Origin of the sequence: Burkholderia sp. 22PA0099 (assembly GCF_047497165.1) — a bacterium.
In the GTDB taxonomy this organism is placed as follows: domain Bacteria; phylum Pseudomonadota; class Gammaproteobacteria; order Burkholderiales; family Burkholderiaceae; genus Burkholderia.
This window is the reverse complement of sequence record NZ_CP163165.1, coordinates 3,874,938-3,890,658: the sequence shown is the minus strand read 5'-3', so window position 1 is coordinate 3,890,658 and position 15,721 is coordinate 3,874,938. Positions and strand designations below refer to the sequence as shown.

Sequence of the window (15,721 nt, the reverse complement as noted above, 5' to 3'; positions counted from 1 at the left end):
GCGATTGTCGACAAGCGTCAAATCGAGATGAAGCTTCGGTGAAATTCCGGTGACGGTGTCACGGTGGGGCCGGGCGACCATGCCGGCCTGCCGCTGCCCGGGTGTTGACCTGATGTCGTGCCGATACCGCCCGACCTGGGCGCCGGCGCGGAGTCAGCGGCGCTGGCCGAACATCATCTGCCGCGCGATCACCGCCTTGAGCGGCGGCACGAATTCGAGCGCGGTCAGGGCGGCCCCGCGCAGCGCCGCGAGCGGGCGCGATTCGATCGTAAACAACCGCGCCAGCAGGTCGGTCGCGCCGATCGTCAGGCGCCGGTCGAGCACCCGGCGCCCGTTGAACGCGGCCAGCGCGAGCGGCGTGGCGCCGTGTTCGGACAGCGCGTCGACCAGCGTGTGCGCGTCGCGCAGGCCGAGGTTCAGCCCTTGTCCCGCCACCGGATGCAGGGTTTGCGCGGCGTTGCCGACGCTCGCCACGCGGCCGCTGACCAGCGTGGGCGCGGCGGCCAGCCCGAGCGGGAACGCGGCGCGGCCGGCGATCTGCGTGAAACGGCCCATGCGTGTTCCGAACGCGATGCCGAGTTCGGCGAGAAACGCCGCGTCGGGCAGCGCGGCGCGGCGCGCGGCTTCGTCCGGCGAGCAGCACCAGACGAGCGCGTAGTCGGCCTGGTTCGGGCCGCCGAGTGGCAGCAGCGCGAGCGGGCCTTCGGGCGTGAAGCGTTCCCAGGCCACGCGCGGCTGCGGCGCGGCCACGCTGACGGTGCCGACGATGGCGGTTTGCGCGTAATCGCGGCGGTGGCGCTCGTCGCGCACGCCGTTGCGCGGGGTGTCCTGGAACAGCCCGCCCTCGGCGTTGACGAGCGTACGCACGCGCAGTACGCGTTCGCCCTGGGGCGTGTCGAGCGTGACGCTCACGCCGTCGGCGTCCTGTTGCGGCGCGCGCGCGGTGGTCGAGGTCAGCCATTGCACCGGCGTGGCGTGGACCGCGCGCGCCAGCGTGCCGACCAGCGAGCCGTAGCGCGCCACGTAGCCGAGCGCATCGACGCCGTGTTCCTCGCGGTCGATCAGCGTGCGGCCGAAGTGGCCGCGCTGCGAAACATGGATGTGTTCGATCGGCGTCGCGTCGCCGGGCCAGCCGAGTGCGCCGAGCAACACGCGGCTGCCGTGCGAGACGGCGATCGCGCGCGGGTCGCCGGCGCTGGCCGACGGGTCGCGGGCATCGACGAGCACCACCGACAGCGCCTGCGTCGCGCTGCGGCGCGCGAGCCAGCCGGCCAGGGCGAGGCCGACCGGGCCGGCGCCGATGATGGCGACATCGGCGTCGAATGGCGTGTCGGACGGGGCGGTGGGAGCGGGAGCGTGCGTCATCGTGCGGGTTCGCCTGCGCTTAACTTACGACGGGTACGACGGCCGCCGCGCCCCGAGCGTCGCGCATCAGCGCCTCGATCTCGTCGGCGGCCACCGGCACGTCGCGCGTGATCAGCTCGCAGCCGTCGGCGGTGACGAATGCGTCGTCCTCGATGCGGATGCCGATGTCGTGGAATTCGGCCGGCACGTCGTCGGCCGCGCGCACGTAGAGGCCCGGCTCGATGGTCAGCGCCATGCCCGCGCGCAGCGTGCGCCACGGCAGCGCGCCCTGGGCGTCGCGTTCGGCGCCGCGCTCGCGGTAGTCGCCGCAATCGTGCACGTCCATGCCGAGCCAGTGGCCGGTGCGGTGCATGTAGAAGCGTGAATAGGCGCGCTCGGCGATCACGTCGTCGACGCTCGCGAAGCGCGACTTCGGCACGATGCCGGTGTCGAGCAGGCCCTGCGCGAGCACGCGCACCGCCGCGTCGTGCGGCGCCTCGAACGGCACGCCGGGGCGCGTGGCCGCGGCGGCGGCTTCCTGCGCGGCCAGCACGATGTCGTAGAGCGCGCGCTGCGGGCCGGAGAAGCGGCCGTTCGCGGGGAACGTGCGGGTGATGTCGGAGGCATAGCCTTCGAGTTCGCAGGCCGCGTCGATCAGGATCAAATCGCCGTCCTGGGCCACGGCGTTGCCGGCCGGGTAGTGCAGCACGCAGGCGTTCGCGCCGGCCGCGACGATCGAGCCGTAGGCCGGCCCGGCCGAGCCGTGGCGGCGGAATTCGTGCAGCAGTTCGGCCTCGATCTCGTATTCGCGGATGCCGGGGCGCGTGACCGCCATCGCGCGTCGGTGCGCGCTCGCGGAAATCACGCCGGCGCAGCGCATGATCGCCTGCTCGTGAACGTCCTTGACGAGGCGCATCTCGTCGAGCAGCGGCGTGAGATCGTGGGCCGAGGCCGGCGCGGCCACGCCGGCGCGGCTGCGTGCGCGCACGGCGTCGAGCCAGCCGGCCAGTTGCCGGTCGAACTCGGCCGATGCGCCGAAGCGGTAGTGCACCGCGCCCGCGTCGCCGAGCAGGCGCGGCAGTTCGGTGTCGAGCACGTCGTTGGCGAACGCGGCGTCGAAGCCGAACGTCTCGCGCGCGGCGTCGGGGCCGTAGTGGAAGCCTTCCCAGATCTCGCGGTCGGGATGCTTCGCACGACAGAACAGTATCGATTCCGGTTCGCCGCCGGCCGCGCGCGCGTCGAGCACGAGCAGCGCGTCGGGTTCGGTGAAGCCGGTCAGGTAATAGAAGTAGCTGTCGTGACGGTACGGATAGCCGGCGTCGCGGTTGCGCATCGCTTCGGCTGCGGTGGGGACGATCGCGACGCCGCCGCCCGTCGCGCGCAGCGCGGCGAGCACGCGCGCACGGCGCTGGCGGTAGACGTCGGGGGCGAGGGCGGTTTCGGTGGGTGCGTTCATGGCGCGATTGTAGCGCTGTCGCGCAGGGCGCGCGTCGGTCGGTGCGGCCGGCCGACGGCCGCCGGCCCTTGTCGCAAGCGGCGTTGCGACGCTGTTGCATCCGGTCCACAGGCTGTCCGGTCGACTTGCGCCGAGGGCCGGGTGGGCGGTTATGATCGTCGCCGACGTCTGACGACGTATACTCTCGGGCGGTATTTACTTGGCAGGCAGGCAAGCAGGATGATCAAACTCATCGGTTCGCTCGGCAGCCCCTACGTGCGCAAGGCGCGTATCGTGCTGGCCGAAAAGAAGATCGATTACCAGTTGGAACTCGAGAACGTGTGGGGGCCGGACACCACGATTCACGGCTCGAATCCGCTCGGCAAGGTGCCGTGTCTCGTGATGGACGACGGTGCGGCCGTGTTCGATTCGCGCGTGATCTGCGAATACGCGGATACCTTGTCGCCGGTCGGCAAGCTGATTCCGCCGTCGGGGCGCGAGCGCGTGGAGGTGCGGTGCTGGGAGGCACTCGCCGACGGCGTGCTCGATGCGACGGTCAACATTCGTGTCGAACACACGCAGCGCACGCCGGAACAGCGCAGCGAGGCCTGGATCGCGCGCCAGCAGCGCAAGATCGACGACGGCCTGGTGGCGATGTCGCAAGGTCTCGGCGGCAAGCCGTGGTGCGTCGGCAATCACTACACGCTGTCGGATGTCGCGCTCGGTTGCGCGCTCGGCTATCTCGACTTCCGCATGCCCGAACTCGCCTGGCGCGAGCGGCATCCGAACCTCGACAAGCACTTCGTGAAGCTCTCGCAGCGGCAGTCGTTCATCGATACCGTGCCGCAGGACTGATCGCCCGTCGGGCTTTTCAACGAACAGCATCAAAAAAACGCCCCGCCGGGCATCGCACCGGCGGGGCGTTTTTACGCGTGCGGCACGGCCTCGCGGGGTTTATTCGTCGTAGGCCGCCCACGCCGCATAAGCCGCGTCGCCGATCGAGAACGAATCGCTGCGCGCCGCCGGCCACCATGTGTCGTAGAGCGTCAGGCCGAGCTTCTCGCCGGTCAGCAGCGCGCCCGGCTTCACGTACTTGAGCAGTTGCGACATCAGCCGCACCTCGTGCGGGGCGACGCGCTGCACGATGTGATGCGCGTGCAGGTCGGCCGGATGCGCGAGGCCGGCGGCCTGCACCAGCTCCTGCAGCGCATGCAGCGTATTGCGGTGGAAGTTGTAGACGCGCTCCGACTTGTCGGGCACCACCAGCGCGCGCTGGCGCACTTCGTCCTGGGTCGCCACGCCGGTCGGACAGCGGCCGGTGTGGCAGGTCTGCGCCTGGATGCAGCCCACCGCGAACATGAAGCCGCGTGCCGAGTTGACCCAGTCCGCGCCGATCGCGAGCGTGCGCGCGATGTCGAATGCCGTGATGATCTTGCCGCTCGCGCCGATCTTGATGCGCTCGCGCAGGCCGATGCCCACCAGCGTGTTGTGCACCAGCAGCAGCCCTTCCTGCAACGGCACGCCCACGTGGTCGGTGAATTCGAGCGGCGCCGCGCCGGTGCCGCCCTCGGCGCCGTCCACCACGATGAAGTCCGGCACGATGCCGGTTTCGAGCATGGCCTTGGCGATGCCGAAGAATTCCCACGGGTGGCCGATGCACAGCTTGAAGCCGGTGGGTTTGCCGCCCGACAGCGTGCGCAGCTTCTCGACGAATTCGAGCAGGCCGCGCGGCGTCGAGAATTCCGAATGCGAGGCCGGCGAGATGCAATCCTTGCCCATCGGGATGCCGCGCGTCTCGGCGATCTCGGGCGTGATCTTGGCGGCCGGCAGCACGCCGCCGTGGCCCGGCTTGGCGCCCTGCGACAGCTTCACCTCGATCATCTTGACCTGCGGATCGGCGGCCTGTTTCGCGTACTTGTCCGCGTTGAACGTGCCGTCGTCGTTACGGCATCCGAAGTAACCCGAGGCGATTTCCCAGATGATGTCGCCGCCGTGCTCGCGGTGATATTTCGACAGCGAGCCCTCGCCGGTGTCGTGCGCGAAGCCGCCCTTCTTGGCGCCGAGGTTCAGCGCGCGGATCGCGTTCGCCGACAGCGAGCCGTAGCTCATCGCCGAGACGTTGAAGATGGAAATGTCGTAGGGCTGGGCGCGCTCGGCGCCGACGCGAATCCGGAAATCGTGGTTCGCGAGCCGGGTCGGCACCAGCGAGTGGCTGATCCACTCGTGCGCGACCGCCTTGACGTTCAGTTCGGTGCCGTACGGCCGGTTGTCGGCCACGTTCTTGGCGCGCTGGTAAACCACGCTGCGCTGGGCGCGCGAGAACGGCTTCTCGTCGGTATCGTCCTCGACGAAATACTGGCGGATCTCCGGGCGGATGAACTCGAACATGAAGCGGAAGTGGCCCCAGAGCGGGTAGTTCCGCAGGATCGCGTGGTGATCCTGTTGGAGATCCCAGAGGCCGAGGCCGACGAGGGCGGCGGGGATCAGGATCCAGGGCCAGGCGATCAGGTGGGACAAGGCGAGGAGGGCGAGCAGAACGAGCACGAGCGTCGCGCACCACATCGCGAGATAGCGTCTTGCAAACATGGGGGATTCCTTATTCTTCGGTTGGCCGCCATGGCGAGGCCGTCAAGGCCGCGGCCGGCGGCGCACGGCGCCGGCCGCCTGCTGGTGCGGCGGCCAATCGTCGCGTGCCGCAAGTCTAAACCGATAATGTGTCAGGCCGCTTCGAAGCCGGCCCCACTAAAGGCGGTTGAAAGGCGGGAGAAAGCGGCCCGATTCAGATCGCCACGCCGCCGGCCGTCTCGCGCGCGAGCGCCGCGCCCACTGCGTCGGCCGAGCCGGGCTGGCCCGTTGCGACCACCTCGATGATGCCGCCGCCCAGGCAGATTTCGCCGTCGTAGAGCACGGCCGACTGGCCCGGCGTGACGGCCCATTGCGCGGCCTCGAACGCCAGCGAGAAGCGCGCCTCGCCGGCCTCGCCCGGCTTGGCGCGGCCGAACGCGCAGGCCGCGTCGGCCTGCCGGTAGCGTGTTTTCGCGCCGCACGTGAAGCCTTCGGCGGGCGGCTCGCCGGCCACCCAACTGACGTTGCCGGCCACCAGTTCGTGCGACAGCAGCCACGCATGGTCGTGCCCCTGCGCGACGTACAGCGTGTTCGACGCGATGTCCTTGCCGGCCACGAACCACGGCTCGCCGCTGCCGTCCTTGCTGCCGCCGAGGCCTATGCCCTTGCGCTGGCCGAACGTGTAGAACGCCAGGCCGATGTGCTCGCCCACGCGCCGGCCGTCGGGCGTCTTCATCGGGCCGGGCTGGGTGGGCAGGTAGCGGTTCAGGAAATCGCGGAACGGCCGCTCGCCGATGAAGCAGATGCCGGTCGAATCCTTCTTCTTCGCGTTCGGCAGGCCGATCTGTTCGGCGATCTCGCGCACGCGCGTTTTCGGCATCTCGCCCAGCGGGAACAGCGTTTTCGAAAGCTGCGCCTGATTGAGCCGGTGCAGGAAGTAGGACTGATCCTTGGTGTGATCGAACGCCTTGAGCAGTTCGAAGCGGCCGTCGCGCTCGCGCACGCGCGCGTAGTGGCCGGTGGCGATGGTTTCCGCGCCGAGCGACATCGCGTGATCGAGGAACGCCTTGAACTTGATCTCGGCGTTGCAGAGCACGTCCGGGTTCGGCGTGCGGCCGGCCGAGTATTCGCGCAGGAATTCGGCGAACACGCGGTCCTTGTATTCGGCGGCGAAATTGACAGCCTCGACGTCGATGCCGATCAGGTCGGCCACCGACACCACGTCGATCCAGTCCTGACGGGTCGAGCAGTACTCGCCGTCGTCGTCGTCTTCCCAGTTCTTCATGAACAGGCCGACCACGTCGTAACCCTGTTCCTTCAGCAGCCACGCGGTGACCGACGAATCGACACCGCCCGACATGCCGACCACGACACGTTGCTTCTTCATTTGCTGACAGCCTGATGTTCGGGCGTCGCGCGGTAGGGCGCGACGGAATGCGTATGGACGAACTCCAGCGGCACGCGGCGGCCGGCGAGGTAATCGTCGACGCACTGCATGACCGCGGGCGTGCGGTGGCGATGCGAGGCGGCGCGCAGCTCGTCGGCCGTCATCCACAGCGTGCGGACGATGCCGTCGTCGAGCGCGCGGCCCGCGACGGTTTCGCCGGCCCGCCCGCAGAACGTGAAGCGCAGGTAGGTCGCGCCGCCCTTGCCGGGCCGCTCGAAGTGCGTCTGATAGACGCCCACCAGCGCTTCCGGCTCGAACGGGTGCGCCGTTTCCTCGAGCGTTTCGCGGATCACGGCCTCGATCAGCGTTTCGCCGGCCTCGAGATGGCCGGCGGCCTGATTGAGCCGCAATCCTGCCGACGTGTGTTCCTCGATCAGCAGGAAGCGGCCGTCGCGTTCGACGATCGCGGCCACCGTGACGTGCGGGGTCCAGAGTTCGGGTTTCATGGGCGAGCATTTTACCGGTTGCGCGGCGCGGCTGCCGAAGCGCAAGCGGGGGGCGGCCCCGGCACGCGCGGCGATCCGGCCCCAAGCCTGCAGCAAGCCAGTCGCAAGCCGGCCACCACCGTGCCTGACCGATCCGCAGCCGTTTGTCCAGCCGGGAAAGGGCCGGATGCGGCGCGGCGGCGGCGATCGGGTACATTGGCGCGTTGACCATGCCGTTGCCCCGAGCCGGTCGTCGTCGTCCGGAAATGCTCCGGCTCGCCTCGCAGTCGAAATCAAGAATCAGAAAGCCAGCTGGAGGATCACGATGCAGATCGGAGTGCCCGTCGAGACGCGGGCTCATGAGGCGCGCGTGGCCGCGACGCCCGAAACCGTCAGGAAATACGTGGCGGCCGGCCACGCCGTCAGTGTCGAGCATGGCGCCGGCACGGCCGCGAGCTACCCCGACGACGCCTATGCGGCCGCCGGCGCGACGCTGGCCGAGCGCGCAGCCGTCTACGCCGCCGACCTGGTGCTGAAGGTGCAGGCGCCCGACGCGGCCGAGCTGGCGCTGATGCGCCGTGGCGCGGTGCTGGCCGGCATGCTCGATCCGTTCAACACCGAGCAGGCCGCGCAGCTCGCGGCAGCCGGCGTGACCGCGTTCGCGCTGGAGGCCGCGCCGCGCACCACCCGCGCGCAAAGCCTCGACGTGCTGTCTTCGCAGGCCAATATCGCCGGCTACAAGGCCGTGCTGCTGGCCGCCTCGCTCTATCCGCGCTTCCTGCCGATGCTGATGACGGCCGCCGGCACCGTGAAGGCGGCCCGCGTGCTGGTGCTCGGCGCGGGGGTGGCCGGCCTGCAGGCGATCGCCACGGCCAAGCGGCTCGGCGCGGTGATCGAGGCGTCCGACGTGCGGCCCGCCGTCAAGGAGCAGATCGAATCGCTCGGCGCGAAGTTCGTCGACGTGCCGTTCGAGACCGACGAGGAACGCGAGGCCGCGCAGGGCACCGGCGGCTACGCGCGGCCGATGCCGCCGTCGTGGCTCGCGCGGCAGGCGGGGCTGGTGCACGAGCGCGCCAAGCAGGCCGACATCGTGATCACCACCGCGCTGATCCCGGGCCGCGCCGCACCCACGCTGATCCAGGCCGAGACGGTGGTCGCCATGAAGCCCGGCGCGGTGCTGGTCGACCTGGCCGCCGGGCGCGGCGCGCCCGGCCCGGACGGGCGGCGCGGCGGCAATTGCCCGCTGACCGTGGCCGACGAAGTGGTGAACGTGCACGGCGTGACGATCGCCGGCCACACCAACCTCGCCGCGCAGGTGCCGGCCGATGCCTCGGCGCTCTACGCACGCAATCTCGCCGACTTCCTGAAGCTGATCGTCACGCAGGAAGGCGTCCTGAACATCGACATGAACGACGACATCGTCGCCGCGACGCTGCTGTGTCGCGACGGCGACGTGGTTCGCAAATAAGGGGGCGATCGCGATGGAAGTGATCAATCACACGGTGATCAACGTGATCATCTTCGTGCTGGCGGTGTACGTCGGCTATCACGTGGTCTGGAACGTCACGCCGGCGCTGCATACGCCGCTGATGGCCGTCACCAACGCGATTTCGGCGATCGTGATCGTCGGCGCGATGCTGGCCGCCGCGCTGACGGTCGGCACCACCGGCAAGGTGTTCGGCACGATCGCGGTGGCGCTGGCCGCCGTCAACGTGTTCGGCGGCTTCCTCGTCACCAGGCGAATGCTGGAGATGTTCCGCAAGAAGACGCCGAAGGACGGCGCCCAGGGCAAGACGGAGGGCGCGCGATGAGCCTGAACGTCGTCACGCTGCTGTATCTGGTCGCCTCGGTGTGCTTCATCCAGGCGCTCAAGGGGCTGTCGCATCCGCGCACCGCGCGGCGCGGCAACCTGTTCGGGATGGTCGGGATGGCGATCGCGATCCTGACCACGCTCGCGCTGATCGTCCGGCAGGCGGCCTGGCTTGGCGCCAACCTGCCGCTCGGGCTGGCGCTGGTGCTCGGCGCGTTGGTGGTCGGCGGCGCGGTGGGGGCCTACGTGGCCGCGCGCGTCGAGATGACCAAGATGCCCGAGCTGGTCGCCGCGATGCACTCGCTGATCGGCCTGGCTGCCGTGTGCATCGCCTACGCCGTGGTGGCCGAGCCGGAAGCGTTCGGCCTGGTGCCGCAGGACGCGGCGGCCGCCAACTTCATCCCGTTCGGCAACCGCATCGAGCTGTTCATCGGCACCTTCGTGGGCGCGATCACGTTCTCCGGCTCGGTGATCGCGTTCGGCAAGCTGTCGGGGAAATACAAGTTCCGGCTGTTCCAGGGCGCGCCGGTGGTGTACGCGGGCCAGCATCTGATCAACCTGATGCTGGCGCTCGGCATGCTCGGCTTCGGCATCCTGTTCTTCGTCACGCAGGCGTGGCTGCCGTTCATCGTGATGACGGCGATCGCGTTCGCGCTCGGCGTGCTGATCATCATCCCGATCGGCGGCGCGGACATGCCGGTGGTGGTGTCGATGCTGAACTCGTATTCGGGGTGGGCGGCGGCCGGCATCGGCTTCTCGCTGAACAACCCGATGCTGATCATCGCCGGCTCGCTGGTCGGCTCGTCGGGCGCGATCCTGTCGTACATCATGTGCCACGCGATGAACCGCTCGTTCTTCAACGTGATCCTCGGCGGCTTCGGCGGCGAGGCCGGCGCGGGCGATGCGGCCGGCGCGAAGGAGCAGCGGCCGGTGAAATCGGGCTCGGCCGACGACGCCGCGTTCATGCTCGCCAACGCCGAAACGGTGGTGATCGTGCCGGGCTACGGGCTGGCGGTGGCGCGCGCGCAGCATGCGCTCAAGGAGCTGACCGACAAGCTGATCGAGAAGGGCATCGATGTGCGCTACGCGATCCACCCGGTGGCCGGGCGCATGCCGGGGCACATGAATGTGCTGCTGGCCGAGGCCGAGGTGCCGTACGACCTGGTGTTCGAGATGGACGACATCAACAACGCGTTCGGCCAGACCGACGTGGTGCTGGTGCTCGGCGCGAACGACGTGGTCAACCCGGCCGCGAAGAACGACCCGAAATCGCCGATCGCGGGCATGCCGATCCTGGAGGCGTACAAGGCGCGCACCGTGATCGTCAACAAGCGCTCGATGGCCTCCGGCTACGCGGGGCTCGACAACGAGCTGTTCTACATGGACAAGACGATGATGGTGTTCGGCGACGCGAAGAAGGTGGTCGAGGACATGGTCAAGTCGGTCGAGTAGCCGCTCGAGTCGCGCGGCGGCCGGCGCGGCGTTCAGCCCGCCGGCCAGTCCTTGCCGCATTCGCGTTCGAGCGTGCGCAGGAAATCGGCGAGCCGGCGCCCGTCGATGTCGGGGTGGACCTCGCAGGCGGTGGCCCCGCGCATGCGGGCCACGTCGAAATTGCGGAAATTGTCGCGCAGCTCGCACCACGCGGACACCGTCCATTGCCCGCCCCAATAGGCCAGGCCGAGCGGCCAGATGCGCCGCTCGCTGGCCGCATCCTTCTTGTCCCGATAGCGGAAATGCACGACGCGCCGTTCCTCCAGCGCGCGGTGCAGCACGTCCATCGTTTCGGAATAGGCGGCATCGACGCGCTGCGAGGGCGCGAACACCGGCAGGCGGTCCAGCACGACGCGCTTGTCGGCCGGCATCGCCGAGGCGATCTTGGCCAGCGCCGAACGCGCGCCGCCGGCAAAGCGCGTGCCGCCCCACGATTCGAGCATCCGCGCGCCGGCCGCGAGCGCGGACAGCTCGTCGGCCGTGAAGGTCAGCGGCGGCAGGCTGGCCGCGCGATTCAGCCGGTAGCCGATGCCGGCCTCGCCCTCGATCGGCACGCCGGACAACTGCAGATCGCGGATGTCGCGGTAGACGGTGCGCGGCGAGATCGCGAGCCATTCGGCCAGTTGCTGCGCGGTCGTCAGGCGGCGGCCGCGCAGCAATTCGGCGATCTGGAACAGGCGGTCGGCGCGGCGGGTCATGGCGTGGGTGCGGCGAAAGCGTGGGCGGTGCCGCGATGATAGCGCCGCGCATGCGGCGCGGCGCAGGTCATCGCGTGGCCGTGGCGCAGGCGTGGCAGGGCGGTGACGCGTTCAGTGTGCGCTGGCGTGCAGGCCGACGCGGTTGCCTTCGGTGTCGAACACGTAGGCGATGTAGCCGATGCCGCGCGGCAGTTCGTGCACCGGGCCATCGACCGCGCCGCCCGCGCGCTTGGCACGCTCGATCGCGCCCGTCACCGAGTCGCCGGCGCCCAGGTAGACGACCGGGCCGGCCTTGGCGGGCTTGCTGCCGTGCGGGTCCTGCACCAGCGCGCCGCTGGTCGCGCCTTCGCCGTCGAACACGGCGATCGGCGCGCCGCCGAAGTTTTCGCGGCGCAGGCGGATCTCGAGCATCGCCTCGTAGAAGCGCGTGGCGCGGTCGAGATCGACGGTCGGGATCTCGAACCACGTGATCGGGCGGCGCGTGAGCGGGGTGTCGGCGGCGGTAGTCGTGGCGGTGGGGGTAGCGGTGGCGGTCGTCATGGGGCGTCTCCGGAAGAGGAAGTGGCGGGGAGGAGCGCATCGCGTCGGATGCGTGAGACGCAGTGTGGCGGGGGGCTGCTGACAGCGTGTTGTCAGCAGCCGGCAACAACCTGCCGCAGCAAATGAAGGGTGCCCCGGAAACGCGACAGGGCCGGAAAATCCGGCCCTGTCGGGTGAGGCGCACGATGCGCGGCGGGCGCCGCGCGGTGCCGGTTTATTCGTCCGTGCCGGCTTCGCCCGGCTGCCGGCGCACGCTGCCCGCCATCATGTCGAAGCGGAACAGCCGGCATTCGAGCGCGCCGTTGAACAGCGGCGTCTTGGCCGATTCGCGCAGGCGCAGCAGGCCCGGCAGCGAGCGGTCGGAGGTCAGCAGGAACGCCTGCCAGCCCGTGAAACGCTGCTTGAGCGCGGTGCCGAGCGCGATGAAGAACTCGTTGTCGGGCGGCGCGTCGGTGTGGGTGCGGCGGAACGCGTCGTCGGCGCCACGGTTGCGGCCCGTCTCGCGCACTTCGCCACGCGCGTTGCGTCCGCGCACCTCGATCCGCTCGCCGTACGGCGGGTTCGCGATGATCAGGCCCGGCGCGTCGCACGGCGGCGCCATGAAGCGCGCATCGACCTGCTTGAGCGAGACGCCCGGCGCGCCGGCCCGTTCGATGTTGGCGCGCGCCTTGTCGAGCATGTCGCCCGAGATGTCGCTGCCGTACACCTGCAGCCCGTCGCGGCGGCCGCGTGCGGCGCGCTTGGCGTCCATCGCGGCGACCTTCAGCGTTTGCCACGCGCTGATGTCGTATTGCTTGAGCTTCTCGAAGCCGAAGCGGCGCTCGACGCCCGGTGCGACGTCGAGCGCGATCTGTGCGGCTTCGGCGAGGAACGTGCCGCTGCCGCACATCGGATCGTACAGCGGCACTTCCGGCGTCCAGTTGGCCAGGCGCAGGATGCCGGCGGCGAGGTTCTCGCGCAGCGGCGCGGCGCCCTTGTCGAGCCGCCAGCCGCGCTTGAACAGCGGCTCGCCCGAGGTGTCGAGATACAGCGTGCAGTGCGTGGCGGTCAGGAACGCGAACACGCGCACGTCGGGCAGCGCGGTGTCGATGCTCGGACGCGAGCCGGTTTTTTCGCGCAGGCGGTCGCAGATCGCATCCTTGACGCGCAGCGTGGCGAATTCGAGGCTCTTGAGCGGCGACTTGATCGCGGTGATGTCGACGCGCAGCGTCTGGGTGGGCGCGAACCAGCGCTCCCAGGCCTGTTCGAGCGCGAGCGCGTAGACATCCTGTTCGCTGCGGTACGGGCGGTCGGCGATGTTCAGCAGCACGCGGCTGGCGATCCGCGAATAGAGGTTCGCCGCCATTGCGGCCATCCAGCCGCCGCGGAAGTGGACACCGCCCGGCACCTGGGCGCCAACCTCGAACGGCGCGCCGCCGGTGCGGCGGGTGCCGATTTCGGCCAGCTCGGCGGCCAGGGCGGCCTCGAGCCCGCGGGGGCAGGGAGCGAAGAAATCGAAGTCGGAAGAGGACATTAGGCGGGGCGGTGCGTGCAAAAGCCGTCATTGTACGCGGCCCGGGGGCTGTCGCCGGGGCGAATCGGAATGAGGGCGGGCGGGGCGGGTGCGCGCCGTCGGGCCGCTATCGTTCAAGGAGGGGGGCTTGCGGGGTCGCCGAGGGCGCTCCGCGTGTCCCGGAGCAGGCCGGAGCAGCACGGAGCAGCACGGAGCAGCACGGAGCAGCACGGAGCAGCACGGAGCAGGCCGGAGCAGCACGGAGCAACACGGAGCAACACGAAGCCGCCGCCGTGCCTCACCGCCCCTCAGTGCGGCCGTGAACCCGGCGCGCCGTCATCCTGGCCGCGCGCGGCCTGCGGCCAGATCAGGCTGGCCGGGTTCGCGCGCACCGCGCGCCAGATCGCGGCGATCAGCGCGCGCACCTTGGTCGGCCGCAGCGCGCGCGAGCGCACCGCCATCGTGAACGCCAGCGCGAAGCTCACGGCCACGTTGAGCACCGCCATCGACAGCACGCCGGCCATCGCCCACCACAGCTCGCCCGAGCCGAGCGCACGCTCGCCGATCACGCCGAGCGCCACGCCGATCGAGCCGGCCGACAGCGTGACGTGGCGCACCTCGAAGCCGAACGCGAACGCGCTGACGATCGCCGGCACCAGCCCGAGCATCATGCCGAGGCCGACGTTGCCGATCACCCCGGCCACGTTGCTGCGGCAGAAGCGCGCCAGCCGCGCCGCGCCGGCCACGCCGAGCGTCAGGCGCAGGCGGCGGTGCCAGGCGATCGCGTCGGCGACGCGATGCAGCACGAACCAGTTGTCGGCCCATCCCGCCACCAGGCTCGACGCCCACAGCAGCACGCCGGTCAGCGCCGCATAGAACGGCGTCGGCCCGAGCAGCGAGAACGAGCGCAGCGTGGCGTGCGCTTTCTCGACGGAGATCACGTCGGCATGCAGCCAGGCGTGCGCGCCGAGCTGCACGGCCAGGCAGACCGGCAACACCGCCAGCACGTTGCCGGAGATCGCGGCCGCCTGCGTGCGGATCAGTGCCACCACCGACGCCACGAAGCGCCGCACGCCTTCCTCGTGGCCGATGTCGTCGAGTTCGCGGGCGAGCGTCGGCGCGGTCATCGCCGGCTGTTTGGTGGCCAGCGTGAAATGCAGGAAGTGCATCAGCGTGAAGCTGGCCGCGTAGTTGATGCCGGCCAGCACGCCCTCGACCATCGATTGCAGGTGCGCGCCGGTGATCCAGAACTTCACGCAGACGGTGGCCACCGTCACCAGCCCGCCTCCGGCCGCCATCCGCATCATCTTCAGATAGTCGGCGCGGCCGCGCGTGATGTAGTGCTCGCCGGTGTCGGCGTTGGTTTCCACCAGCTTGCGCGCGAACAGCGAGAAGTTGCTGCGCACCAGGTGCGAGACGCTCTGGCTGTTCTGGTTCGCGTCGATCAGCGCGGCGGTCAGGCGCGCGAGGCTGCGCGGGTCGCTGCGCGCCATCCAGGCGTCGAGCAGCGCCTCGGCGCGCTGGATTCGCATGCGCATGCGCTCGACCTGGAACACGATGTCGACCGACACGCCGTTGCGATAGAGATGCGCGGACACGTCGTCGGCCGATTGGCGGCATTCGTCGAGCAGCACGCGCAGGTAGTTGACCTCGTGCAGCAGCCGGGCCGGCTCGGCGTGGCCGGTGTCGTCCTGCGCGGCTTCCACGGCCAGCATCGCGCGCGTGAGCCGGTAGAACGGCTGCGCCTCGGCCGGCTTGCGCGCGTCGTCGTCGGACAGGCGGCTGCGCACGGTGTGCGACAGCCCGGTCGAGCTGATCTGCAGCGTCAGGTTGTGCAGCGCGGCCAGCAGGTCGCGCGAGAACGAGCCGGGCTGGTGGCGTTCGGTGTCGGAGATGTCATGGGCGAACAACGCCTGCAGGCGCGCGAGCAGATCGGCCGGCAGCGCCTCGATCGATGCCGCGTCGCCGGGCGCGGGAAACATCAGCGTGAACAGCGCGGCCAGCTCGCGGCGGTTCGGCGCGGGCGGCACCAGCGACGCGTCGATGCGTTCGAACAGCGCGCCGAAGAAGCCCGAATGCACGGGCATGCCGGCGTCGCAGAGCAGCGAGATGCCGTCGCTTTCGCGCAGCAGCGCGCGCAGCATGCGCGCGACGTGGGTTTTCCAGGCCGGGTTGCGGTCGAGCACGTGCAGCACGTAGCGCAGCCGCGCGTGCGAGGCAAAGCGGCGGGGCGCGTCGTCGTCGCCGGTTTCGGCGGGGCGGGCCGGCGATTCGGCCTCGGCCGGCTGCTGCACGCCGCCTTCGCGGCGCAGCCAGTGCGTGAGTTCGATCAGCCATTCGCTGCGCTCGGCGTAGGGCGCAGCGGCATCGGCGGAGGCGAGCAGCGCGTCGAGTTGCTGGCTGGCGCTGCGCGAGGCGCGCCATTTCTTCAGGAGCGTGGCAAGGGAACGGAACATGGCAGCGGACGGTCAGGC

The 15,721-nt window shown here is 70.1% G+C and carries 13 protein-coding genes; 4 read left to right on the top strand and 9 right to left on the bottom strand.

The features are described from left to right. Positions 1-153: 153 nt before the first annotated feature. Together AB4851_RS32600 and AB4851_RS32595 are read right to left on the bottom strand one after the other, a co-directional pair. A complete protein-coding gene (locus AB4851_RS32600; protein ID WP_414450338.1) occupies positions 154-1,365 on the bottom strand; it encodes a UbiH/UbiF/VisC/COQ6 family ubiquinone biosynthesis hydroxylase in 1,212 nt (403 codons plus the stop codon). 19 nt (positions 1,366-1,384) lie between these two features. Further along, positions 1,385-2,800 (bottom strand): aminopeptidase P N-terminal domain-containing protein, encoded by a 1,416-nt coding sequence (locus tag AB4851_RS32595; protein WP_414450337.1) that lies wholly within the window; start codon positions 2,798-2,800, stop codon positions 1,385-1,387. 219 nt (positions 2,801-3,019) lie between these two features. On the opposite strand from AB4851_RS32595, the gene AB4851_RS32590 reads away from it, so the two are divergent. After that, complete coding sequence (locus AB4851_RS32590; protein ID WP_414450336.1) at positions 3,020-3,634, top strand: glutathione S-transferase family protein; 615 nt, start codon at positions 3,020-3,022, stop codon at positions 3,632-3,634. 99 nt (positions 3,635-3,733) lie between these two features. On the opposite strand, the gene AB4851_RS32585 is transcribed toward AB4851_RS32590, so the two are convergent. The 3 genes from AB4851_RS32585 to AB4851_RS32575 form a co-directional block, all read right to left on the bottom strand. Continuing rightward, entirely contained in the window at positions 3,734-5,365 is a 1,632-nt protein-coding gene (locus tag AB4851_RS32585; RefSeq protein ID WP_414443946.1) for an FMN-binding glutamate synthase family protein, read from the bottom strand. A 193-nt stretch (positions 5,366-5,558) separates the two neighbouring features. Continuing rightward, complete coding sequence (mnmA, locus tag AB4851_RS32580) at positions 5,559-6,731, bottom strand: tRNA 2-thiouridine(34) synthase MnmA (RefSeq protein WP_414450335.1); 1,173 nt, start codon at positions 6,729-6,731, stop codon at positions 5,559-5,561. Beyond that, positions 6,728-7,237 carry an NUDIX hydrolase gene (locus tag AB4851_RS32575; RefSeq protein ID WP_414450334.1) on the bottom strand — a complete coding sequence of 170 codons (510 nt, stop codon included), beginning with the start codon at positions 7,235-7,237 and terminating at the stop codon, positions 6,728-6,730. Before AB4851_RS32575 ends, mnmA begins: the two co-directional genes overlap by 4 nt. 304 nt (positions 7,238-7,541) lie before the next feature. Here AB4851_RS32575 and AB4851_RS32570 point away from each other — a divergent pair, with 304 nt between their 5' ends. Genes AB4851_RS32570 through AB4851_RS32560 form a run of 3 tightly spaced genes read left to right on the top strand, consistent with a single transcriptional unit; the run spans position 7,542 to position 10,478 of the window. Then, positions 7,542-8,684: a Re/Si-specific NAD(P)(+) transhydrogenase subunit alpha gene (locus AB4851_RS32570; RefSeq protein WP_414450333.1), complete on the top strand. Its 1,143-nt coding sequence runs from the start codon at positions 7,542-7,544 to the stop codon at positions 8,682-8,684. Positions 8,685-8,697: 13 nt separating this feature from the next. Further along, a complete protein-coding gene (locus AB4851_RS32565; protein ID WP_414450332.1) occupies positions 8,698-9,027 on the top strand; it encodes an NAD(P) transhydrogenase subunit alpha in 330 nt (109 codons plus the stop codon). After that, complete coding sequence (locus tag AB4851_RS32560; RefSeq protein WP_414450331.1) at positions 9,024-10,478, top strand: NAD(P)(+) transhydrogenase (Re/Si-specific) subunit beta; 1,455 nt, start codon at positions 9,024-9,026, stop codon at positions 10,476-10,478. Before AB4851_RS32565 ends, AB4851_RS32560 begins: the two co-directional genes overlap by 4 nt. A gap of 32 nt (positions 10,479-10,510) precedes the next feature. Here the strand turns inward: AB4851_RS32560 and AB4851_RS32555 are convergent, their stop codons facing one another. The 4 genes from AB4851_RS32555 to AB4851_RS32540 all read right to left on the bottom strand — a co-directional run bounded on the left by AB4851_RS32555 (position 10,511) and on the right by AB4851_RS32540 (position 15,703). Then, positions 10,511-11,215, bottom strand: coding sequence for a helix-turn-helix transcriptional regulator (locus AB4851_RS32555; protein WP_414450330.1), 705 nt, complete (start codon positions 11,213-11,215; stop codon positions 10,511-10,513). A 111-nt stretch (positions 11,216-11,326) separates the two neighbouring features. Continuing rightward, entirely contained in the window at positions 11,327-11,755 is a 429-nt protein-coding gene (locus tag AB4851_RS32550) for a VOC family protein (protein WP_414450329.1), read from the bottom strand. Between the two features lie 214 nt (positions 11,756-11,969). Then, positions 11,970-13,268: a THUMP domain-containing class I SAM-dependent RNA methyltransferase gene (locus tag AB4851_RS32545; RefSeq protein WP_414450328.1), complete on the bottom strand. Its 1,299-nt coding sequence runs from the start codon at positions 13,266-13,268 to the stop codon at positions 11,970-11,972. A 287-nt stretch (positions 13,269-13,555) separates the two neighbouring features. Next, complete coding sequence (locus AB4851_RS32540; protein WP_414450327.1) at positions 13,556-15,703, bottom strand: site-specific recombinase; 2,148 nt, start codon at positions 15,701-15,703, stop codon at positions 13,556-13,558. Positions 15,704-15,721 lie beyond the last annotated feature (18 nt).

Bases quoted from the DNA above. Each gene is read 5' to 3' on its own strand.
- AB4851_RS32555 (WP_414450330.1), bottom strand. From the start codon at position 11,215: ATGACCCGCCGCGCCGACCGCCTGTTCCAGATCGCCGAATTGCTGCGC.
- AB4851_RS32575 (WP_414450334.1), bottom strand. From the start codon at position 7,237: ATGAAACCCGAACTCTGGACCCCGCACGTCACGGTGGCCGCGATCGTC.
- AB4851_RS32560 (WP_414450331.1), top strand. From the start codon at position 9,024: ATGAGCCTGAACGTCGTCACGCTGCTGTATCTGGTCGCCTCGGTGTGC.
- AB4851_RS32600 (WP_414450338.1), bottom strand. From the start codon at position 1,365: ATGACGCACGCTCCCGCTCCCACCGCCCCGTCCGACACGCCATTCGAC.
- mnmA (WP_414450335.1), bottom strand. From the start codon at position 6,731: ATGAAGAAGCAACGTGTCGTGGTCGGCATGTCGGGCGGTGTCGATTCG.
- AB4851_RS32590 (WP_414450336.1), top strand. From the start codon at position 3,020: ATGATCAAACTCATCGGTTCGCTCGGCAGCCCCTACGTGCGCAAGGCG.
- AB4851_RS32585 (WP_414443946.1), bottom strand. From the start codon at position 5,365: ATGTTTGCAAGACGCTATCTCGCGATGTGGTGCGCGACGCTCGTGCTC.
- AB4851_RS32545 (WP_414450328.1), bottom strand. From the start codon at position 13,268: ATGTCCTCTTCCGACTTCGATTTCTTCGCTCCCTGCCCCCGCGGGCTC.
- AB4851_RS32570 (WP_414450333.1), top strand. From the start codon at position 7,542: ATGCAGATCGGAGTGCCCGTCGAGACGCGGGCTCATGAGGCGCGCGTG.
- AB4851_RS32565 (WP_414450332.1), top strand. From the start codon at position 8,698: ATGGAAGTGATCAATCACACGGTGATCAACGTGATCATCTTCGTGCTG.
- AB4851_RS32595 (WP_414450337.1), bottom strand. From the start codon at position 2,800: ATGAACGCACCCACCGAAACCGCCCTCGCCCCCGACGTCTACCGCCAG.
- AB4851_RS32550 (WP_414450329.1), bottom strand. From the start codon at position 11,755: ATGACGACCGCCACCGCTACCCCCACCGCCACGACTACCGCCGCCGAC.
- AB4851_RS32540 (WP_414450327.1), bottom strand. From the start codon at position 15,703: ATGTTCCGTTCCCTTGCCACGCTCCTGAAGAAATGGCGCGCCTCGCGC.